Origin of the sequence: Burkholderia mayonis (assembly GCF_001523745.2) — a bacterium.
Taxonomy (GTDB): Bacteria; Pseudomonadota; Gammaproteobacteria; order Burkholderiales; family Burkholderiaceae; genus Burkholderia; species Burkholderia mayonis.
This window is the reverse complement of the sequence record NZ_CP013387.1, coordinates 1,823,204-1,844,684: the sequence shown is the minus strand read 5'-3', so window position 1 is coordinate 1,844,684 and position 21,481 is coordinate 1,823,204. Positions and strand designations below refer to the sequence as shown.

The 21,481-nt window shown below is 67.2% G+C and carries 20 protein-coding genes and 1 pseudogene; 11 read left to right on the top strand and 10 right to left on the bottom strand.

Features of this window, described 5'->3' with window-relative positions; genetic code table 11:
- Positions 1-287: 287 nt before the first annotated feature.
- From WS70_RS26870 to WS70_RS26855, 4 genes and pseudogenes are all read left to right on the top strand, one after another.
- A pseudogene (locus WS70_RS26870) lies at positions 288-1,667 on the top strand (quaternary amine ABC transporter ATP-binding protein); the annotation flags it as partial.
- Positions 1,660-2,562, top strand: a complete 903-nt coding sequence (choW, locus tag WS70_RS26865; RefSeq protein ID WP_059598287.1) for a choline ABC transporter permease subunit — start codon at positions 1,660-1,662, stop codon at positions 2,560-2,562. The pseudogene WS70_RS26870 and the gene choW, both read left to right, overlap by 8 nt.
- A gap of 103 nt (positions 2,563-2,665) precedes the next feature.
- Positions 2,666-3,664 carry a GlxA family transcriptional regulator gene (locus tag WS70_RS26860; RefSeq protein WP_059598288.1) on the top strand — a complete coding sequence of 333 codons (999 nt, stop codon included), beginning with the start codon at positions 2,666-2,668 and terminating at the stop codon, positions 3,662-3,664.
- Between the two features lie 100 nt (positions 3,665-3,764).
- Positions 3,765-4,715 carry a choline ABC transporter substrate-binding protein gene (locus WS70_RS26855; protein WP_059471309.1) on the top strand — a complete coding sequence of 317 codons (951 nt, stop codon included), beginning with the start codon at positions 3,765-3,767 and terminating at the stop codon, positions 4,713-4,715.
- Positions 4,716-5,116: 401 nt separating this feature from the next.
- On the opposite strand, the gene WS70_RS26845 is transcribed toward WS70_RS26855, so the two are convergent.
- From WS70_RS26845 to WS70_RS26810, 8 genes are all read right to left on the bottom strand, one after another.
- Positions 5,117-5,809 (bottom strand): aspartyl/asparaginyl beta-hydroxylase domain-containing protein, encoded by a 693-nt coding sequence (locus WS70_RS26845; protein WP_059471310.1) that lies wholly within the window; start codon positions 5,807-5,809, stop codon positions 5,117-5,119.
- 659 nt (positions 5,810-6,468) lie between these two features.
- Positions 6,469-7,440: a D-erythronate dehydrogenase gene (gene denD, locus WS70_RS26840; RefSeq protein WP_059598289.1), complete on the bottom strand. Its 972-nt coding sequence runs from the start codon at positions 7,438-7,440 to the stop codon at positions 6,469-6,471.
- 27 nt (positions 7,441-7,467) lie between these two features.
- Positions 7,468-8,244, bottom strand: a complete 777-nt coding sequence (gene otnI, locus WS70_RS26835) for a 2-oxo-tetronate isomerase (protein ID WP_059471312.1) — start codon at positions 8,242-8,244, stop codon at positions 7,468-7,470.
- Positions 8,245-8,324: 80 nt separating this feature from the next.
- Entirely contained in the window at positions 8,325-9,647 is a 1,323-nt protein-coding gene (locus tag WS70_RS26830) for an MFS transporter (protein ID WP_059471313.1), read from the bottom strand.
- 102 nt (positions 9,648-9,749) lie between these two features.
- Positions 9,750-10,391 carry a 3-oxo-tetronate 4-phosphate decarboxylase gene (otnC, locus tag WS70_RS26825; protein WP_059598290.1) on the bottom strand — a complete coding sequence of 214 codons (642 nt, stop codon included), beginning with the start codon at positions 10,389-10,391 and terminating at the stop codon, positions 9,750-9,752.
- Complete coding sequence (gene otnK, locus WS70_RS26820) at positions 10,388-11,707, bottom strand: 3-oxo-tetronate kinase (protein WP_059598291.1); 1,320 nt, start codon at positions 11,705-11,707, stop codon at positions 10,388-10,390. The genes otnC and otnK overlap by 4 nt, the downstream gene beginning before the upstream one ends.
- A 22-nt stretch (positions 11,708-11,729) precedes the next feature.
- Positions 11,730-12,650, bottom strand: a complete 921-nt coding sequence (gene ltnD / locus WS70_RS26815; RefSeq protein WP_226382977.1) for an L-threonate dehydrogenase — start codon at positions 12,648-12,650, stop codon at positions 11,730-11,732.
- A 40-nt stretch (positions 12,651-12,690) separates the two neighbouring features.
- Entirely contained in the window at positions 12,691-13,395 is a 705-nt protein-coding gene (locus WS70_RS26810; RefSeq protein WP_059598293.1) for a FadR/GntR family transcriptional regulator, read from the bottom strand.
- A 189-nt stretch (positions 13,396-13,584) separates the two neighbouring features.
- Between WS70_RS26810 and WS70_RS26805 the strand changes: the two genes are divergently transcribed.
- From WS70_RS26805 to WS70_RS26795, 3 genes are all read left to right on the top strand, one after another.
- Entirely contained in the window at positions 13,585-14,199 is a 615-nt protein-coding gene (locus WS70_RS26805; protein WP_059598294.1) for an HAD-IA family hydrolase, read from the top strand.
- A 177-nt stretch (positions 14,200-14,376) separates the two neighbouring features.
- Positions 14,377-14,847 carry a cupin domain-containing protein gene (locus tag WS70_RS26800; protein WP_059471319.1) on the top strand — a complete coding sequence of 157 codons (471 nt, stop codon included), beginning with the start codon at positions 14,377-14,379 and terminating at the stop codon, positions 14,845-14,847.
- Between the two features lie 224 nt (positions 14,848-15,071).
- Positions 15,072-15,791 carry a glutathione S-transferase gene (locus tag WS70_RS26795; RefSeq protein ID WP_059471347.1) on the top strand — a complete coding sequence of 240 codons (720 nt, stop codon included), beginning with the start codon at positions 15,072-15,074 and terminating at the stop codon, positions 15,789-15,791.
- Between the two features lie 267 nt (positions 15,792-16,058).
- Here WS70_RS26795 and WS70_RS26790 read toward each other — a convergent pair whose 3' ends face one another.
- Both WS70_RS26790 and WS70_RS31965 read right to left on the bottom strand, forming a co-directional pair.
- A complete protein-coding gene (locus WS70_RS26790; RefSeq protein ID WP_082722419.1) occupies positions 16,059-17,231 on the bottom strand; it encodes an NHL repeat-containing protein in 1,173 nt (390 codons plus the stop codon).
- Positions 17,232-17,364: 133 nt separating this feature from the next.
- Positions 17,365-17,559: a hypothetical protein gene (locus WS70_RS31965; protein ID WP_156438122.1), complete on the bottom strand. Its 195-nt coding sequence runs from the start codon at positions 17,557-17,559 to the stop codon at positions 17,365-17,367.
- A gap of 42 nt (positions 17,560-17,601) precedes the next feature.
- Here WS70_RS31965 and WS70_RS26785 point away from each other — a divergent pair, with 42 nt between their 5' ends.
- The 4 genes from WS70_RS26785 to WS70_RS26765 all read left to right on the top strand — a co-directional run bounded on the left by WS70_RS26785 (position 17,602) and on the right by WS70_RS26765 (position 21,322).
- On the top strand, positions 17,602-18,306 hold the full coding sequence (locus WS70_RS26785) for a YceH family protein (RefSeq protein WP_059471320.1): 705 nt from the start codon (positions 17,602-17,604) through the stop codon (positions 18,304-18,306).
- A gap of 398 nt (positions 18,307-18,704) precedes the next feature.
- Positions 18,705-19,520 (top strand): acetoacetate decarboxylase family protein, encoded by an 816-nt coding sequence (locus WS70_RS26775; protein WP_059471321.1) that lies wholly within the window; start codon positions 18,705-18,707, stop codon positions 19,518-19,520.
- A complete protein-coding gene (locus WS70_RS26770; RefSeq protein ID WP_059598295.1) occupies positions 19,517-20,485 on the top strand; it encodes a proline dehydrogenase family protein in 969 nt (322 codons plus the stop codon). The genes WS70_RS26775 and WS70_RS26770 overlap by 4 nt, the downstream gene beginning before the upstream one ends.
- 21 nt (positions 20,486-20,506) lie before the next feature.
- Positions 20,507-21,322, top strand: coding sequence for a helix-turn-helix domain-containing protein (locus WS70_RS26765; protein ID WP_059598304.1), 816 nt, complete (start codon positions 20,507-20,509; stop codon positions 21,320-21,322).
- Positions 21,323-21,481: the final 159 nt, after the last annotated feature.

The following is a 21,481-nucleotide window of genomic DNA, read 5'->3' as shown; positions in this document are numbered from 1 at the left end:
CGTGCTGGAAACGCTGTTCAATCGCTACATCCTCGCGTATCCGGGGGCGCGTCTCGCCGACGTCAAAGTGAGCTACTACTCGTCGCGTCAGCTCAAGATCACCGGGCGCGCGAACTCCTTCGGCCTGCTGCCGCGGCCCAGCGTGCCGATCACGCCCGTGCCCGGCGCGACGGGCATCAAGCTCGAGTCGATCGTGCCGATTTACGCGAACGGCGTAAAACTCGACGGCAACCCCCTCTATGTCGACTATCAGGCGCTGTTTTCGCCGCCGAAAGTCGTCGGCAACGCGGTGGCCGCGCGAGTCGGCGCGCGCGGGCCGGGAGCGACGGCGCGGCGGCGTCGCGCGCTCGGTGCGCCGCACCATTGTTGCGGTGCGCCGAGCGTGTCGTATTTGCGCAAGCGTTTGTCGTAATTCGTCGGCTGCACGGGGTTTTTTCTAGCAACCATGTAGGCACGCTGTGACGGCGTATTTCCCCGCTACACGAGGAGACGTTGCAATGGATGCCCCGAAGGTCGTAGTCGAAGGTCTGTGCAAGGTGTTTGGAAGCAATCCGCGGCAAGCGCTGGACATGCTCGCCGCGGGCGCGACGAAGGACGACGTGTTCGCGCGCACGGGCCAGGTGGTCGGCGTGCACAACGTATCGTTCGACGTGCGGGAGGGCGAGATTTTCGTGCTGATGGGCCTGTCCGGCTCCGGCAAGTCGACGCTCATCCGGCTCGTCAACCGGCTCGTCGAGCCGAGCGCCGGCAAAGTGCTGATCGACGGGCGCGACGTCGCCGCGGTGCGCCGTTCCGAGCTGACCGCGCTGCGCCGCACGGACATGAGCATGGTGTTCCAGTCGTTCGCGCTGATGCCGCAGCGCTCGGTGCTGTCGAACGCCGCGTTCGGCCTCGAGGTCGGCGGCATGAGCCGCAAGGACCGCGAGCGGCGCGCGATGGACGTGCTCGAGCAGGTCGGCCTCGCGCAGTTCGCGCACAAGCTGCCCGCCGAGCTGTCGGGCGGCATGCAGCAGCGCGTCGGCCTCGCGCGCGCGCTCGCCGTCAACCCGTCGCTGATGATCATGGACGAGGCGTTCTCCGCGCTCGATCCGCTGAAGCGCAAGGAAATGCAGAACGTGCTGCTGCAACTGCAGAAGGAGCAGCGCCGCACGATCATGTTCGTGTCGCACGATCTCGAAGAGGCGCTGCGCATCGGCAGCCGGATCGCGATCATGGAAGGCGGCCGGCTCGTGCAGGTCGGCACGCCGCAGGAGATCATCGCGAACCCCGCCGACGATTACGTGCGCGCGTTCTTCGAAGGCATCGACACGAGCCGCTATCTGACGGCGGGCGACCTGATGCTGACGGGCGCCGTGCCGCTCGTGTCGAAGCTCGACGCGACGAACGTCGCCGCGTCGCTGAACGGCAGTGCCGAGTACGCATTCGTGCTCGACGAGGCGCGCAAGATTCGCGGCTTCGTCACGCGCGACGCGTTGAACAGCGCGACGCCGAACGTCCGCCAGGTCGAGAGCATCCGGCGCGATGCGACGCTCGACCACGTCGTCGAGCGCGTCGTCGCGCATCCGCATGCGCTGCCCGTCGTCGACGACGACGGCTGTTATTGCGGCTCGGTCGATCGGGCCGTGCTTCTGAAAGCCATTACGCGTTCGCGAGGTTCCCATGTCTGAACTCATTTCGCTCGGTAGCTGGGTCGACCAGTCGGTTCACTATCTGCTCGACCACGATGCGAAGACGTTCGATGCGATCGGCCGCGCGATCGAAGGACTCGCCGCGCTCGTCGAGCACGGGCTGCAGGCCGTGCCGATGTGGGCGATGATGGCGCTCTTCATCGGCGTCGGGCTCTGGCGCGTCGGCTGGCGCTTCGCGATCTTCACCGCGCTTGCGCTGTTCCTGATCTTCGCGACGGGCTTCTGGGATCAGATGATCGTCACGCTCGGGCTCACGCTGTCGTCGACGATCGTGAGCCTCGTGCTCGGCATTCCGCTCGGCATCTGGGCTGCGAAGAGCAAGTGGGTCGCGGCGATCGTGCGTCCGATCCTCGACCTGATGCAGACGATGCCCGCGTTCGTCTACCTGATTCCGGCCGCGATGCTGTTCGGCCTCGGCCGCGTGCCGGGCATCCTGTCGACGGTGATCTTCGCGATGCCGCCCGCGGTGCGCCTGACGAGCCTCGGCATCCGCCACGTGAACCGCGAGATCGTCGAAGCGGGCCAGGCGTTCGGCTGCACGCCGTGGCAGCTGCTCTACAAGGTGCAGTTCCCGAACGCGCTGCCGTCGATCATGCAGGGCGTGAACCAGACGATCATGATGGCGCTGTCGATGGTGATCATCGCGTCGATGGTCGGCGCGGGCGGCCTCGGCAACGACGTGCTCGCGAGCATCCAGCGTCTCGACATCGGCCTCGGCTTCGAAAGCGGCCTGTCGGTCGTGCTGCTCGCGATCATCCTCGACCGCATCACCGAAAGCTTCGGCCGCGCGCCGGGCGCCGTGAAAGCGCCGCTCTTCTCCGGCTTCAGGCAGTTGTTCGGTCCGCGCTCGCGCTCGTCGGTCGCGCAGGCCTGACGCTTTCCCCTTCCTTCGTTTCGCCAATCGATCAATCGAGTCGTCTCCGACGGGCGTTCCGCCGCCGGAGCGGCTTCGTGCAACCCGTTCGCCGGAGAACGATGTGACGTCCGCCGCCGCTGCCGCACCCGCCGCCCGCGCCGAGCCGGTTTCCCCGGTCGCGCATTTCGGGTTCCTGACGTTGCCGCATTTTTCGATGATCGCGTTCACGAGCGCGGTCGAGGTGCTGCGCATGGCGAACTACGTCGCGCGCGCCGAGCACTACCGCTGGTCGATCTTCTCGCTCGACGGCGCGCCCGTGCGCGCGAGCAACGGGATCGCGGTGCGGCCGACGCAGAGGCTCGACGTCGACGATCCGCCCGACGTGGTGATTGTCTGCGGCGGGATCCGGATTCGCGAGGCGGTCGACGCCCCGGTGCGCGACGCGCTCGCGGCGCTCGCCGCGCGCGACGTGCCGCTCGGCGGCATCTGCACGGGCGCATACGCGCTGATGGCGTGCGGCCTGCTCGACGGCTACCGGTGCGCGGTGCACTGGGAGAACCTGTCGGCGCTGCACGCGGAGTTTCCGCAAGTGCGCTTCGCCGACGAGCTGTTCGTCGTCGACCGCGACCGGCTGACCTGCACGGGCGGCACCGCGCCGCTCGACCTGATGCTGAACCTCGTCGGCGCGCGGCTCGGGCCGCCGCTCGCCGCGCAGGTATCCGAGCAGTTCATTCTCGAACGCATTCGCGGCGCGACCGATCCACAGCCGATTCCGGTCGACGCGCGCGTCGGCTTCTCGCGCGCGGAGCTGATCGAGGTCGTGCGGCTGATGGAGGCGAACATCGAAGAGCCGCTGTCGCTCGAGGAGCTCGCGCGGCTCGTGCGGCTGTCGCAGCGGCATCTGCAGCGCATGTTCAAGGTCTATCTGAACGTGTCGCCGACGCATTACTACCTGACGCTGCGCCTGAAACGCGCGCGCGATCTGCTGCGCACGACCGACGCGTCGATCGCGCGCGTGACGACGATCTGCGGCTTTCATTCGCCGTGCCATTTCAGCAAGGCGTACCGCGCGCAGTTCGGCCATGCGCCGAGCCACGAGCGGCGCGTGCCGGTGCGCTGAGCGCATCGAACGAAACGCGTGGCCGCCGGGATCGCGGCGCGCGTTCAAGCAACGATTCGATCCCATGTTGACGACATCTTTGTTGATGAGGAGAAGCACGATGAAGCGAAATCTGATCGCGGCGGCCTGCGGGCTCGCCATTGCGGCTGCGCCACTCGCGAGCGCCTGGGCGGGCGATCCGTCGACCTGCAAGGCAGTGCGCTTTGCGGACGTCGGCTGGACCGACATCGCCGCGACGACGGGGCTCGCGTCCACGATGCTCGCCGGACTCGGCTACACGCCGACGAAGACGATCGCGTCGGTGCCGATCACGTTCGCCGGGATCAAGAGCAAGCAGATCGACGTGTTCCTCGGCTACTGGTCGCCGACGATGGATCCGATGATCGCGCCGTTCACGAAGGCGGGCACGATCAAGGTGCTGGCGGCGCCGAACCTGACGGGCGCGAAGTACACGCTCGCGGTGCCGGATTACGTGTACCAGGGCGGCCTGAAGTCGTTCGCCGACATCCAGAAGTTCGCGGACAAGCTGAACGGCAAGGTCTACGGGATCGAGCCCGGCAACGACGGCAACGCGCTCATCAAGAAGATGATCGACGGCAACCAGTTCGGCCTTGGCAAGTTCAAGCTCGTCGAGTCGAGCGAGGCGGGGATGCTGGTCGAGGTGAACCGCGCGATCCGCGACAAGCAGTGGATCGTGTTCCTCGGCTGGGAGCCGCATCCGATGAACGTGCAGATGAAGATCGATTACCTGAGCGGCGGCGACGACGTGTTCGGCCCGAACTACGGCGAAGCGAAGGTGCTGACCGCGACGCCGCCCGATTATGCGGCGCGCTGCCCGAACGTCGCGAAGTTCGTGTCGAACCTGCAGTTCACGACGTCGATCGAGAACCACGTGATGCTGCCGATCATGAACAAGGAAGATCCGAACAAGGCGGCGAGCGAGTGGCTGAAGGCGAATCCGCAGGCGCTCGACAAGTGGCTCGCCGGCGTGACGACGTTCGACGGCAAGCCGGGCCTGCCGGCCGTCAGGCATTATCTTGGCATTCAGTAAGCGCGGCAGGCGCTGCGCAGGCGTGCGGCCCGCGCGGCGCGCGCTCGTCGGCCGGGTTTTTCATCGAGCCGGCCGTCGAGCGGGCTGTCGTTCGTTTCGCCGGTCGATCCCTCCCGTCGGCGCCAATCGCGCGCCCGCTCCCTGTTCGCGGGGGGGAAAGCAGAAAACTGAACGTTTTTCTTGGATGCGCCCGCATGCGCCGGTATACGCGGTAACGGGGCGCTGCAAACCGATGCGTTGGGCGCCATTCCATTCATCTTCATCGCACGTGCGGTATGCGCGATATTTACGCATCGGCGCGGCAAGATGCGTCACGGGTGCTTCAGGCAGTTGTCCGGCGGGATTCTCGTTGCGATTCCGTAGCGGCGAACGGCGTGCATTCGACCCGGCGCGCGAGCGAGCTAGACCGGAATCGCGCCGCCGCGCAACCGGATCGCGACGCGCACGAGCCGGATCAGCGCGCCCGACAGCAGCGCGAGCGCGGGCGGCAGGTCGCGGCGGCGGATGTCGAGCAGCAGCACGATCCGCACTGCGTCGCTCTCGTTCCAGACCTCGTGCTCGAACGTGTCGTCCCATAGCAGGAACTGGCCGTCGTGGAGCCGGTAGTCACGGCCGTCGATCTTCAGGACGGCGGCGGGCGCGCCGTCCGCGCGTGTCGGCATCGACAGCACCAGATAGCCGCGCAGGATGCCGCGAAACGGACCGCGATGCGGCGGGATGTGCTTGCCCGGCGCGAGAAACGAAAACGATGCGGACAGCACGTCGGGCGACGCCGCGACAATCGACGCGAGCGTTGGGCAGCGCCCCAGGTTCTGCGGGAAGCGCACGCCGTATGCCTGCATGATGAACATCCGCCAGTCGCGCGCGTCGTTCGCGGAGATCGCCGCCTGCTCGCGCATGATTTCGTGGAAGCGCGGAATCCGGCTCAGGTCGCGCGCCGCCGCGAGCGCCTCGTCGCGGATCGCGTGCCACGCGGCCGTGAAGCGCGCGGCGTCCGGAAACAGCGCGGCCGTGTCCAGCACCGCGCCGCAGCGGAGCCGTCGATCGTAGAGGTCGCGCAGCTTGCGCGCGCTGAAATCGTAGATGGCAGCCATATCCTAGCGTTCGTCGAGCCGGCGCGTCGCGCGCGGCTCGTCCGGTCGTCCGGTGGCACACCGGCGCGAAATCAAGGACCGGATTCTTATAACGATAGTCCGAAACGCGGCTTGCTGCGCGGATGCTGGCGGTGTCGCAGGCGCGGGGCTTGACGCGGCGCGGCGGGTGGGCCGTGCGCCGCTGTCGCATTGGCCTTCGAAGCGTAACGCCGGGTGCGTGCGTTTGTCGCATGAAAGCGAGCGATGGGTGAAACGTAAGCTCGCGGGCGCGGGCGCGGGCGCGGGCGCGTCGTGGCATGAAGTGACGTGACGCAGCGCAATGCAGCGCAGCGCGGTGCGGCGTAATTCAACGTCCCGTAAAGGCGGGGAGCGCCGAGCGTCGATCCCGGCCGGTTCGGTTCGGGATGAGTCGAACGGGCCGGATGTGAGCGCGGCGGTGAGGGACGGGCCGAGCAAGGTGTCGGCGGGCTGACCGCGAAAGCGCCGATGCCGGCGGGTCGTGCGCGACATGCGACATGGAAAGCGTCGTCGGCGAGCGTCATCGGCGCGCTGCGCGAGGATCGCCCGCCGCCGCATCGCTCATGCCGGACGAGGGCGCGCGATTGGAACCGATTCGATACGCCCGCCCGCGGCACGACTCGGACGGGCGGGCGCAGGACTCAACGCCGATCGTCGTCGATGTAGCTGCGGATCACGTCGACGAAACTCGCATCGCCCTTCAGGCCGAGCGCCTCGGCGCGCGACGTGTCCCACCGTCCCGGCCAGCTTCCGACGATCTTGACGACGCGCTCGTCCTCGGCGCGGCGGATCCGCTTCACCGCGTCGGCGCCGGCGACTTCGCGCAGCGCGTCGATCATTTCGTCGACCGTCACCGAGATCCCCGGCAGATTGATCACGCGCCGGTTGCCGAGCTTCGCGCCGTCCAGCTCGCAGCCGGCGACGAGCGCCTCGATCGCGCGGCGCGGCGACAGCAGCCAGAGCCGCGTGTCGCCCGGCACCGGGCATACGGCTTCCTCGCCGTTCAGCGGCTCGCGGATGATCCCGCTCGCGAACGACGAAGCCGCTGCGTTCGGCCGGCCCGGCCGCACGCTGATCGTCGGCAGCCGCAGCACGCGGCCGTCGACGAAGCCGCGCCGCGCGTAGTCGGACAGCAGCAACTCGGCGATCGCCTTCTGCACGCCGTATGACGACTGCGGATCGAGCGCCGTGTCGTCCAGCACGACGTCGGGCAGCGCGCCGCCGTAGACCGCGACCGAGCTCGTGAACACGACGCGCGGCCGGTGTCCGCGCGCGCGGCACACGTCGAGCAGCAGGCGCGACGCATCGAGATTGATCCGCATCCCGAGATCGAAGTCGGCTTCCGCCTGGCCGCTGACGATCGCGGCGAGATGGAAGATCGCGTGCGTGTGCGCGTCGATCGCGCTGTCGAGCACGACGCGTTCGGCGATGTCGCCGACGATCGTCGTCACGCGCGGATCGCCGAAGTCGTTGCCCTTGACGACGTCGAGCAGCACGAGCGCGTCGATCCGTTCCGGCGCGCCGTTCGGGCCGGCCAGCTCGCCGCGCGCGAGCAGCTGTTTCGCGAGACGCTGGCCGAGGAAGCCGGCGCCGCCAGTGATCAGAACTTTCATCGAAGTGTGCCTCGTGAGAATGCGGGATTACAGGTAGGGCGCGAGCCAGCCGAGGCCCTCGGACGTGCCGGCCTTCGGCCGATACTCGCAGCCGATCCAGCCGTCGTAGCCGAGCGCGTCGATCAGCTCGAACAGATACGGATAGTTGATTTCGCCGATGTCCGGCTCGTGGCGCTCCGGCACGCCGGCGATCTGGATGTGGCCGATGCCCGCGATGTCGCGCTTGAGCTTCGTTGCGAGATCACCTTCGACGATCTGGCAGTGATAGCAGTCGAACTGGACCTTCAGGTTCGGCGCGCCGACCTCGCGGCAGATCGCCTGCGCGTCGCCCTGGCGGTTCAGGAAGAAGCCCGGCATGTCGCGCGGATTGATCGGCTCGATGACGATCGTGACGTTCTCCGCGCGCGCCGCGTCGGCTGCGTGCGCGAGGTTGCGCAGATACGTGTCGCGATGCTTCGCGCGATCCTGCGTCGGCGCGATCAGGCCCGCCATCACGTGGATCTTGTCGTTGCCGATCACGCGCGCGTAGTCGAGCGCGGTGTCGATTGCGCGCCTGAACGCGTCCTCGCGGCCCGGCAGCGACGCGGTTCCGCGCTCGCCCGCCGCCCAGTCGCCGGGCGGCGCGTTGAAGAGCGCCTGCACGAGGCCGTGCGCGTCGAGGCGCGCTTTCAGCTCGGCGGCGGGGAAATCGTACGGGAACAGGTACTCGACCGCCTTGAAGCCGTCGCGTGCCGCAGCGGCGAAGCGATCGAGGAACGCGTGCTCGTTATACATCATCGTGAGGTTGGCGGCGAAGCGTGGCATGGCGTCGGTTCCAGGTCCGGAGGTTGAGTGGGCGGCGGGGCGGCGTATCGCAACGCGTGCGCCGCCCCGCCGACGATCGATTATCGGTTGACGAGCTTCGCCGGCGTGAGCCACACGGCGATCGAGCCGATCACGAGCATCGCGGCGAGCACGTACATGCCCGATGCGGTGCTGCTCGTCGCGTCCTTCAGATAGCCGATCAGATAGGGGCTCGCGAAGCCGGCGAGGTTGCCGATCGAATTGATGATCGCGATGCCGGCCGCGGCGCCGCTGCCCGCGAGGAACGCAGTCGGCAGCGACCAGAAGAGCGGGGCGCAGGTCAGCACGCCGCCGGCGGCGATCGACAGGAACAGGATCGACACGGCGGTATTGTGCGAGTACGACGCGGCGACCGCGAAGCCGACGGTGCCCATCAGCGCGGGCACGATCAGGTGCCAGCGGCGCTCGCGGCGCTTGTCGGCGCTGTGGCCGAACAGGTTCATCACGACGATGGCCACCGCGAACGGGATCGCGCTCAGGAGGCCGATCTGCAGCGTGTCGGTGATGCCCGTCGACTTGACGAGCGTCGGCATCCAGAACGTGAGTCCGTACTGGCCGGTGACGAACGTGAAGTAGATCAGCGACATCCACCACATCCGCGGATCGCGCAGCACCGTCGAAAGCGAGTGCGCGTGCTTGTTGCGCTCGTGCGGCTGCGCTTCGATCTCGTCGATCAGCAGCTTCTTCTCGCGCTCGGTCAGCCACTTCGCGCCGCGGATGCTGTTGTCGAGATAGAGGATCGTCGCGATGCCGATCGCGATCGCGGGCACCGCCTCGATCACGAACATCCATTGCCAGCCGTGGAAGCCGACGCCGCCGTGAAACCGTTCCATGATCCAGCCGGACAGCGGATTGCCGAAGATGCCCGACACCGGAATCGCCGACATGAACACCGCGATGATCTTCGCGCGGCGGTGCGTCGGGAACCAGTACGTGAGATACAGGATCACGCCCGGATAGAAGCCCGCTTCCGCGAGGCCGAGCAAAAAGCGCAGTGCGTAGAACTGCGTCGGCGTCTTCACGAACGCGAAGAGCGCGGACAGCAGGCCCCACGTGATCATGATCCGCGCGATCCAGATGCGTGCGCCGATCCGGTGCATCAGCATGTTGCTCGGCAGCTCGAACAGGAAGTAGCCGAGGAAGAAGATCCCCGCGCCGAGGCCGAACACGGTTTCGCTGAACGCGAGATCCTGCGACATCTGCAGCTTCGCGAACCCGACGTTGACGCGGTCGAGATACGCGACCACGTAGCAGAGCATCAGGAACGGCACGATGCGCCAGAACACTTTCTTGTAGGTCAGGTCGAGCTCGGCCTGTCCGGCCGTGTCGAGCGGCCGTGCCGCGGCTGCTGGGCTGGGAATCATTTCCGGTGTCTCCATGAGTTATCGACGCCGGCCGCGCGCGCGGCCGGTGCGTTTCGTTGTGTGCTGGCGGGTTGGCCCGCGCACACGGCGGGCGGGACTGCGTTACCAGCGCGCGCCGAACGCATCGCGCAGCTCGTTCAGCGCGGCGTCGTCGAGCGGCTCGGGTTTGGGATTCGTCATCAGCCACAGGCGCGCGGTCTCCTCGAGCTCTTCGAGCGCGTACGACGCGTGCGCGACCGACGGGCCCCAGACGACCGGGCCGAGCCGTTCGAGCAGCACGCCGCGCACGCGATCGGCGAGCGCCGCGACCTCGGCGGCGACGGCGGGATCGCCCGGACGGCGATAGCGGATGAGCGGAACGTGGCCGACCTTCATCACGTAGTACGGCGTGATCGGCGGCAGCACGTCGGCTTCGCTCCAGACGCCCGCGAGCGTGAGGGCGACGAGGTGCGTCGAATGCGTGTGGACGATCCCGCGCGCGTCGGCGTTGCGCGCGTAGATGCCGCGATGCAGCGCGAGCGTCTTCGACGGCTTGCCGCCGGACACAGCGTTGCCGTTCAGGTCGACCTTCGCGATGCCGGCCGGGTCGAGCCGGCCGAGGCACGCGTCGGTCGGCGTGATCAGCCAGCCGTCGTCGAGCTTCGCGCTGATGTTGCCCGCGCTGCCGGCCGCATGGCCGCGCGCATGGAGGCTCGCACCGATCTCGCAGATCTCGTCGCGCAGCTTCGCTTCGGCGGTGCTCATGCCGCGCCCTCCAGCGCGCGCAGCGCCTTGTCGAAGAAATCGGTCGCGCCGAAGTTGCCGGATTTGAGCGCGAGACCGAGCGGCTCGGCGCCGAGCGTCCCGCGGGAGCTTCCTCCGGTCGTGGCGGTGGCGGGCACGCCGGGGTCGATCTGCGCGCCGATCCGCAGCGCCTTCACGTCGAGCGCCTGCACGACCGCGCCGGACGTCTCGCCGCCCGCGACGACGAACTTGCGCACGCCGAGTGCGCGCAGCCCGCGCGCGATCGCGGCGAGCGTCGTTTCGACGAGATGGCCGGCGGCCTCGACGCCGAGCGCCTGCTGCACCTGCTTCACTTCGTCAGGCGCGGCGGTCGCGTAGATCAGCACCGGCTGCGGCAGATGCGCGCGTGCGAACGCGAGCGCCTGCTCGACGACGGGCTCGCCGCGCGCGGCCGCGAGCGGATCGATCCGGAACGCGGGGCGCTCGACGCGCCATGCGGCGACTTGCGCGTTGGTCGCCTTCGACGCGCTGCCGGCGAGCACCGCCGACGCGCCGCCGATCTTCGGCAGCGCGGCCGCGTCGCCGCGCTCGGGCAGCAGCTCGCCGAGCCGGAAGTTCGACGGCAGGCCGAGCGCGACGCCCGAGCCGCCCGTGATGAGGGGCAGGTCCGCGCACGCTTCGCCGAGCACGTACAGATCGTGGTCGGTCAGCGCGTCGGCGATCGCAAACCGCACGCCTTCGCGGCGCAGCGTGTCGATCGTCTCGCGCACGGCGGACGTGCCGAGCGCGATCACGTCGTAGCGGATCAGGCCGACCTTCGACGGCGTCTGCCGCTGCAGCACGCGCACGAGGTTCGCGTCCTTCATCGGCGTGAGCGGATGGTTTTCCATGCCCGATTCGTTGAGCGGCGCATCGCCGACGAACAGGTGGCCGCGATAGACGGTGCGGCCGTTCTCGGGAAACGCGGGGCACGCGATCGTGAACGCGTCTTCGCCGCCGAGCGCGTCGAGCAGCGCATCGGCGACGGGGCCGATGTTGCCCGCGTCGGTCGAATCGAACGTCGAGCAGTATTTGAAGAAGAACTGGCGGCAGCCCTGCGCGTGCAGCCATTCGAGCGCGGCGAGCGATTGCGCGACCGCGTCGGCGGCGGGGATCGTGCGCGACTTCAGCGCGACGACGATCGCATCGGCTTCGACCGACGCGCCGGCAGCCGGCACGCCGATCGTCTGCACGGTGCGCATGCCGTTCTTGACGAGCATGTTCGCGAGATCGGTGGCGCCGGTGAAATCGTCGGCGATGCAGCCGAGCAGGGGACGAGAGACTTGATCGGTGTTCATGGCGACAGAGGCCTCCGGAGAATCAGCGGTGCGCCGGCAGCGTGATGCCGGGGAAGGTCTTGATGACGGCCGAGTCGTCCTCGCCGCCATGACCCGCGCTCGACGCGCTCATGAACATCTGGTGCGCGGCCGCGGAAAGCGGCAGCGGGAATTTGCTGCGGCGCGCGGTGTCGAGCACGAGGCCGAGATCCTTCACGAAGATGTCGACCGCCGACAGCGGCGTGTAGTCGCCGTTCAGGATGTGCGGCACGCGGTTCTCGAACATCCACGAGTTGCCGGCGCTGTGCGTGATCACGTCGTAGAGCGCGTCGGGATCGACGCCTTCGCGCAGGCCGAGCGCCATCGCCTCGGCCGCCGCCGCGATGTGCACGCCCGCGAGCAACTGATTGATGATCTTCACCTTCGCGCCCGCGCCGTGCGCGTCGCCGAGCCGGTAGACCTTGCCCGCGATCGCGGCTAGCACGTCGTCGCACGCTTCGTACGCGGCGGCGGGGCCCGACGTCATCATCGTCATCTCGCCCGACGCCGCGCGCGCCGCGCCGCCCGACACGGGCGCGTCGAGCATCAGCATGCCGGCCGCCGCGAGCCGCGCGCCGAGCTGCACGGCGAACTCCGGCGCGACCGTCGCGCTCGAGATCACGACGCCGCCGGGCTTCATCGCGGTCACCGCGCCGTGCTCGCCGAACAGCACCGCGTCCGTCTGCTCCGCGTTGACGACGAGCGTGATCACGACATCGCACCGCGCGCCGAGCTCGGCGGGCGTCGCACAGCGCGCGCCGCCTTCGGCGGCGAACGCGGCGAGCACGTTCTCGCGCACGTCGCACGCATGCACGCGAAAGCCCGCGCGCAACAGCGAACGGGCGACGCCCAGGCCCATCGCGCCCAGTCCGATGACTCCAACATTCCGTGACATGGTCAACCTTCTTCTCGATTCGTTCGGGATGCGATCCTCGCGCGGCGTGCGGCCGTTCGCGGACCGCGGATCAGCAAATGCCGGCTTCCGCGAGACGGCGGGCCGCGTTGTACATGTGCGCGCGGGCCGCGTTGCGGGCCGCAGACGGATCGCGCGCGCGGATCGCGTCGGCGATCGCCGCGTGCTCCTCGCGCACCTGCCGCGAGAAGTCCTCGCGGGTCGCCTCGTTGCGACGCGTGACCGTGACGCCCGCCTCGAGATACTGGTTCAGGAAGCTGAGGGTCTTCAGGAAGTACGGATTGCCCGTGACGCTCGCGATCGTCCGATGGAACGCGACGTCCTCCGCGACGCCATCGCGGCCTTCGGCGACCGCGTCGTCGATCTTCGCGAGTGCGGCGTCGATGTCTTCCATGTCCTCGTCGGTGCGGCAGAGCGCGGCTTCGGCGGCGACTTCGGCCTCGATCGCGCGGCGCACCGCGAGCAGATGCGGCAGCGAAGTCGCTTCGACGGCCTCCGCATAATCGATTCGCAGCGGCCGGATCGCCGCGTGCTGCGCGATGTAGACGCCGCTGCCCTGACGCGGCTCGACGACGCCTTCGTTCTTGAGACGCGAGATCGCCTCGCGGATCACGGTGCGGCTCACGCCGAACTCCTGCGCGAGCACGGCTTCGGTCGGCAGCTTGCCGGTGCCGGCGAAGCTGCCGATCTCGATCTGCTTCAGAAGCTGCTGGGCGACCGTGTCGCTCATCGCCCGGGTCGGGATTTTCTCGAACATCGCGCTTATTTTGTAAGGTGATGTGGTCATCATACAACTTTGATTTTGGGTGAGCATTCGGGATAACCCTCGGGAAGCGGGTTTTGGCGAAACGGCGCCGGGCTAGCAGAATAGAGACTGTCCGCCGTCCGGAACCCGCCGCCCGCTGGCGGATCGGCGCTTCCGGGCGCTCTACGGGAGGCCGACCGCATGACGCAGCCGATCAAGCTGGTCCTGTTCGATATGGAGGGCGTGCTGTCGATCTACGATCGCGCCGCGCGCACCGTGCGCCTTGCCGACCTGACGGGGCGGCCACCCGACGTGGTGCGCCACGCGATCTGGGGCTCGGGCCTCGAGGCGCGCGCCGACGCGGGGCTCATCGGCGTCGACCAATATTTGACCGAGCTGGGCGGACTGCTCGGCGCGCCGGTGAGCCGCGACGATTGGCTGATCGCGCGCAGGGCGTCGATCACGCCAAACCTGGATGCGATCGCGCTTGCCGAGCGGGTCGCGCAACGCAGCCGGATTGCGGTGTTGACGAACAACTGCCGGCTCGTCACCGATTACATCGATTATCTGAATCCTCCTGTCGCGCGGGTCTTCGGGGCGGACGTCTATCCGTCGGCGACGTTCGGCGCGGCGAAGCCGGATGCGCGGGCTTATCTGGGATGCGTCGGGTGGCTCGGCGCGTCGGCGGACGAGACGCTCTTCATCGATGACGCCGATGCCAACGTCGAAGGCGCGGTGAACGCGGGGCTGCTGGGATGCAAGTTCGTGAGTACGGATGCGCTGGCGGAAGAGCTGGAGAAGCGGCAACTGGTTTAGATGTGCGGTGGTGGTCGGCGGGCGCGCGTGCTTGCGTGGCCCTGGGCGGCGTTTGTGCGTGTGCTTGCGCTGCGTTGAGTTGCGTCGGCTTGCGTTGGTTTGCGTTTTATGGCGCGGCTTGTCGAGCGCAATTGTTTCATTCAGATCAATCTTATCCCCATTCGAGCGAGATAAATCATGTCGAACAACCCTCCGGAATTGCTGAAAGCGGCCGATATCGATGCAATGGATGCGGTGCGCTCAGTTCATTCGCTGAACGAAAACGCGGTCCGTTTGAAGAAGCCGTTGAGCGACAAGACCGGAATCACGCAGTTCGGGTTTCTCATCATCACGATCATGCCGGGGCATGAATCGTCCGAGTATCACCGGCATCTTTACGAAGAGGAGTGCGTGTACGTCTTGTCCGGATATGGGGAGGCGACGATCGATGAACGGGTGTATCCGGTCGGGCCGGGGGATTTTCTGGGATTTGCACGATGCGGGCCCGCGCATGTGCTGAAGAATTCGGGGGACGTGCCGCTTGTGTTCATCGCCGCCGGGCAGCGGTTGGAGCATGATGTCTGTGATTATCCGCGGGTCGGGAAGCGGCTTTTTGTGGCGGGGGAAGTGGAGGGGTATGTCGAGTTGGAGGGTGGTGGGGCGGTGTGAAATGTCAGGAGGGCATCGCGCGGCAATGGGCTGGTTTTCGGACTTGACGGGTGTTCGTGTGCCTTTGCCGCATGAATGACGAATGACTGCTCTCCGGGTTCTCGAACATATGACCGCGGGGGTGTCAGAGTTTCCGTGTTCAAGGCGAGCGGGATGTCGCTTTCGGGGCGAATCCGGGCGCTGACCCCACGCGTAAAATGGAAAAATGCCTCATGGAGGGCAGCATGCGCTACGAGCTTTACTACTGGCCAGAAATCCAGGGCCGCGGCGAATTCGTGCGGCTGGCGCTCGAAGCGGCCGAAGCCGAATACGTGGATGTGGCGCGCGAATCGTCGCGAGGTGTGTCGGCGATGATGCGCCTGATGGAGAGCACATCGGCTGAATGCCTGCCGTTTGCGCCGCCGTTTCTCAAGGCCGGCGACCAGATCGTCGGACAGACCGCCAACATCCTGTTGTTCCTCGGCGCCCGGCATCGCCTCGCGCCGCGGGACGAGGCCGGGCGGCAGTGGGTGCACCAGTTGCAGTTGACGGTGTCCGATTTCGTCGTCGAGATCCACGACACCCATCATCCGATCGCGAGCGGCCTGTATTACGAGGATCAAAAGGCGGCAGCGGCGATGCGGGCGGAGGATTTCATCGAGCATCGCCTGCCCAAGTTCCTCGGCTATTTCGGCAAGGTGCTCGCCCACAACCCGCACAAGAGCGGTTACATGGCCGGCAGCGATCTGACCTACGCGGATCTGTCGATATTCCAGTTGATCGAGGGCCTGCGCTACGCGTTCCCGAACGCGATGGCCCGCATCGAACGAAAGCACGCCGGGCTGATCGAACTGCACCGCAGGGTGGCGGAGCATGCGCCGATCGCGCGCTATCTGGCGTCCGATCGGCGCATTCCGTTCAACGAAGAAGGGATATTCCGGCACTACGCCGAACTGGATCGATGAGCGATGCCGAAAAGGCCGCGCCTCGGCCGGCACGCTTCCTACGTTGATAATCCGCCCATTCCCGACTGGCCGGCGCGAGCCATCGCGAATCCCGCATCGCTGTTTCTCCCGCAATCCGATGCCGCCGATTCGGTCGCGATGGCGCGACACGCGATCGCGTGCATCGATACCTCACCGTGGCTTTCAACCAGCGCGATCCGCTTGAGTGGCCGGTCGCTGTCCGCCGGCACGAAACCTTGCTACCGGCGGCCCGCTGCGACCGGACCTTCAGTCGCCCTTGTCTTTGCTGCGCAACGCCCAGACGGTTGCCGTATTCGTGTTGTCGTCGACCGCCGCGAACTGTGGCTGCCCGCTGCTGCTCATGCCGAACGCGAGACCGAACGCAGCCCCCGGCACCGAATCGACCTGCATCTGTGCGATGAATCGTCCCTCCGGCGTGAACTCGACGATTTCGCTCGGTTGATTCGGATCGGGATTGACGGCATCGCCGTTCGATACGACCAGATGGCCGTTCGGCGCGAGCGCCAGTGCGAGCGGTCCGTGCAAATGCACGTTGTCGAAATAGATCATCCGTCCGACGCCGTTGTTGCGCGTCGTCGACGCGGCGCCGTGAATCGCGAACACCGCGTTGTCGCCCGTCGACGCGATGTACAGCACGTCGCGGGTCGAATCGTATGCCAAGCCCGTCGGGCCGACGACGAGCGCCGCGGGATCGGTTCGATGCAGATAACCCGACGCGATGACGAGCGAGCTCGGCATCACCATGACGCCGTTGTCGCCGATCGTCATGTCGAGCCGCGTCACCGTGGCGTTCAGCACGTTCGACACGAACGCGGTGATCCGTTGCCCCCGGTCGATCACCGCGAGATCCCACGGCCCGTCCAGCAGCGTGGGATTCGTCAGCGCCTTGATGAGCCTGCCTTGCGGATTGATGACGAGGAGCGAGCCGGTTGACGCGATCGTCGAGCCGTCCGTCGTCGGCAGGTTGCCGACGAGCACGAAGCCGCTCCTCACCACCGCGAGCGCGGTAGTGAGGCCCAGGTTGCTGCCCTGGAAGAAGGTCACCGGATCGGCGTTGGGAACGAGTTTCACGATCGTCGTGCCGGTGCCTTGCAGATTCGATTTGTTGTTGAAGTTCGAGACGACGACGTCGCCCGGCTTCAGCGTGCTCCACGACGGCACGCCGCTCGGCACGAAGGCGATGCCGTATGGATTGACGTCGCCGTTCGCGGGGACGGTCGATGTCGTCATCGAAGACGGCGGGAGAATCGTTTCGTTGCCGCCCGCCCATGCGAGAGCGGACGATAGCGCGACGATGCCGGCCCCGCATGCGGCATTGCGCAGGCCGCGTGCGACGGCGCGATACGCGCGCGCGAACGTCGGCGGGCCTGCGATGCGGGAGGGCGGGTCGGGGGAGGAAACATGACGCAGAGCTTTCATGGCGTGACTCCATTTTTCGAGACGTGGAGAGATCATCCCGATTGCCTGACAGCGCAATTGACGGGAGCAACGACTGCCTGCGGCGAAACGCCGCGCGCATGGTCGCTCGGCATAAACGAACAGCGCCTCTTTCTTATTCCATCCCGATGTGCCAATCGATGCGTGCGTGCAGTCGCTGCGCCGCTGCTTCGCGGCCGGAGAAGCCGCGCATCTGGTCGACGCGTTCGCCGAAGGGCGCCGCCCGCTTGCGTCGACCGCACGCGGTATTATCCGTTGCGCCGAGCCCGGCTATCATTTGATTCGCCCGCCGGTTTTCCGGCTGGTTCACGAGCCGATTTCAACACAAGAGCAGCACGTAGCGACGTCACCTATGAACTCCACTCCCGACGCTTTCCAACGCCCGGCCATTCGCGCGCTGACGCCCCTCGAGGCGCGCGTGCTCGGCGTATTGATCGAGAAGCAGCACACGGTTCCGGACACGTATCCGTTGTCGCTCAATGCATTGACGGCCGGATGCAACCAGAAAACCGCTCGATCGCCGGTGATGAGCGTCACGGAAGCCGAGGTGCTCACGGCCATCGACGGCTTGAAGCGTCTCAGTCTGGCGTCGGAAGGAAGCAGCAGCCGCGTGCCGCGCTTCGAGCACAACATGAATCGCGTGCTCGGCATTCCGAGCCAGGCGGCCGCGTTGCTGACGATGCTGCTGTTGCGCGGCCCGCAGACGGGCGCGGAGCTGCGCCTGAACAGCGCGCGCTTGCATGGCTTCGCCGACATCTCGTCGGTCGAGGCGTTCCTGGACGAACTCGCGGCGCGCACGCCGCGGCTCGTGGTGAAGCTGCACCGCGCGCCGGGCGAGCGGGAAAGCCGGTGGATGCATCTGTTGTGCGGCGACGTGATTCCGGATGAGGTGCCCGAGCGCGGCGCTCACGACGATGCGGTTCCGCCGTCGGAGTTCGAAGCGCTGAAAGCCGAGCAGAAGCAATTGGCGGCGGAGCTGGCCCGTCTCAGGGCGTTCGTCGAGCACATGGCCGCCGAACTGGGCATCGACGCCGACAAGTTCACGCGCGAGTCGTAAGCGGCGAAGGGCGCGGCGAGGGCCGCCGCGCGCGATGATCCGTCTCGCCGCGGTCCGGCGGCGAGACGGCCGGCGAGCCTGAATGTCTCGACACGCATCCGTCGCTTCCGAACGCCGCAGGACGCTTCAATTCGCCCGCCGCGCCGACGCGTCGTGGCGATCGACGTCAAGCCAAACGCCAAACGCCAAACGCCAAACGCCAAACGCCAAACGCCAAACGCCAAACGCCAAACGCCAAACGCCAAACGCCAAACGCCAAACGCCAAACGCCAAACGCCAAACGCCAAACGCCAAACGCCAAACGCCAAACGCCAGGCGTCAGGCGTCAGGCGTCACTGGCATTCAAGACGCACCGCGCGCCGCTTCCGATACTGGGGGCCTCATCCCAAGGAGGCGCTATGCTGCAAGGTTATTCCACCCCCCTGACACCGGCCGGACGCTCGTCCCTTGCGCCTCGGCCGCCTTGGCACTATGCGGGCGAATGTCTCGCGATCGAATTCGAGGCGGACGCCGAGGCCGTCGCGGCCTACCTGCCCGACGGCCTCGCGCCCGCGAGCGGCGAGCGCGCCGGCCGTTGCGCGATCTATTTTTGCGACTGGCAGTTCGCCACCGACGAAGGTTTCGAATACCTCGACCCGGTCGTGAGTCAGTACAAGGAAACCATCCTGTTGATGGCTTGCGAGCGTGACGGCGAGTGCGTGTCGTACTGTCCGTACATCTGGGTCGATCAGGATCTCGCGATGATGCGTGGCCTGATTCAGGGCTGGCCCAAGCAATTCGGGCGCACAGGGATGACGCGCAGCTACGGCGCGCGCTCGCCGGCGTCGCCGGCCCTGTCTGCGGGCGGGCGTTTCGGCGCGACGCTCACGTTTCGCGATCGTCGCGTCGCGGACGCGCGGATCACGCTGCAGGGGCAAAGCCACCGGCTGCCCGATCCGGGTTTCGCGTCGACCTTCAACGTGCGCCACTTCCCGCGCCTGAGCGCCGGCCGGCACGATCAGCCTTCCGTTCACGAACTCGCGCGATTGCGCGCCCGCAACGTGTCGATCGAAAATCCGATGGTGGGCGACGCGTCGCTGACCTTCTTCGATCATCCCGGCCTCGAGCTTGCCGCTTTCCGGCCCTTGACCGTCGGACGGGGCTTTCGCATGACGGTCTCGCTGACCGTGGACGACGTTCACGTGGCCGACGACTACACGAGGCCGGCGCGATGAGCCGGCTGCAAAATGCGATGATCTCGCTCGCGCGCAACGCGGTCGTCTCGCGCATCATGCGCGCCGCCGCCGCGCGGAGCGCGCTCGCGACGCGTTTCGTCGGCGGCGCGAATGCCGACGCGGCGGTCGCGACGGCCGCGCGCCTGTTCGACCGGCACGGCATCCGTGCGTCGCTGTTTTACCTGGGCGAATACGTGGTCGAGCGCTCGGCGATCGAGATCAACGTGAGCGAGGCGCTCGCCGCGATCGATGCGCTCGCAAGCGCGGGGCTCGACGTGCACGTATCGATCGATCCGACCGCGATCGGCTTCATGGAAAGCGATGCGTACGGCGCCGCGAACGCGCGACGGATCGCGCGGCGCGCCGCGCGGCATGCGGCGCGGCCCGGCGGCAGAAATCTGGTCATGCTCGACATGGAGGATCTGTCGATCCTCGACCGGACCTGCGAACTCCATCGGTTGCTGTGCGCGGACGGCCTACCAGTCGCCGTCACACTGCAGGGACGCCGCCTGCGCACGTACGACGATTTGACGCGCCTCGTCAGGCAGCCCACGGCGGTACGGCTCGTGAAGGGCGCGTTCCCCGAGTCCGCGTCGCACGATCATCGAGGGAGCGAGGCCATCGACCGGGGCTATGACAACGCGGCGCGCCTGATGCTGTCGCGCGACGCGCGCGACGCCGGGTTCTATCCGATTTTCGGCACGCACGACGACAGGCTCGCGTCGCGGATCATCGAATGCGCGGCGCGCGGTGGCTGGGCGCCGGAACAATTCGAGTTCGAGATGCTGTACGGCGTGCGAACCGACTGGCAGCTTAAACTACGCCGGATGGGCTACCAGGTGCGTGTCTATTTGCCGTTCGGAAACGATTGGTGGCCCTACGCGGTTCGCCGGGTCGGCGAGAATCCGCGCAATGCGTGGCTGCTGGTCCGCTCGCTTGCCGACGGCGGCTACGGCATCGATTAACCGGCTTGGTGGGGAGTGGTCGTGAGAATTTCGAGTTTCACCTGGTATTGCGGAACGGAACTGCCGGGCGAAGTCATGGCCGCCGCGCTCGAGGATTACCATTTCGAGCCGCATTTTCACGACGTCTGGTCGGTCGGCGCGATCGCGGAAGGGCATTGCACGTTCGTCTGCCGAGGCGTCCGCCACGTCGCCCGGCAGGGCGACCTCGTCGTCATCCCGCCGCGCGCCGTGCATACCGGCGGAACGTCCGACGGTCTGCTCGTGTACGGCATGGCGTACATCCAGACGAATTGGTTCGACGCTCACGCGGCGGTGTCTTGCGGGGGCCCCGTGCGGTTTGCCGACGTCGTGATTTCCGACGCGTCGTCATGCCGTCGATGGGCGGCCGTGCTGACGCGCGACAGACTCACGGATGCCGAGCGCAAGGCCGATCTGTCCGCCGCGCTGTTCGATCTGCTGATGGCGCACGGTGTGGCCGAATGCGCACCGACGCCCGTCGCGGCCGATGCCGACGCGTGCGCCGAGTTGCAGGCGTCGATGAGCCGCCAGGATCTGCCGAAAGCCGACGTGGATGCACTCGCCCGACGCTGGGGCATGCATCGGACCACGTTGAGCAAGCAGTTCGCGCGGCGCTATGGGCTGCCGCCCGACGCGTGGCTGCGCAATTGGCGCGTCGCGAAGGCAAAGGCCCTGATGAGGGACGGCATGTCGCTCGCGGAAGTCGCGGCCGCAACGGGTTTTGCGGATCAGGCGCACCTTACGCGCGTGTTCAAGCGCATTCATGGGGCGCCGCCGGGCGCGTTGCGAAAATCGGCGGTGGGGCCGGGCGGCGACTGACGTCCGGTCGAGCGGCCGTGCGAATCTATCCGCTGGTTTCCTCGCTCGAACGAGAGCAGGGCGACCGGTGGGCCGAAGCCGTGCACCCGCACTTGCCTGCACGCGCATTTGCCTCGCACTTGCAATTGCGATCGACCGGCCCTATGACGCGTGCCAGTG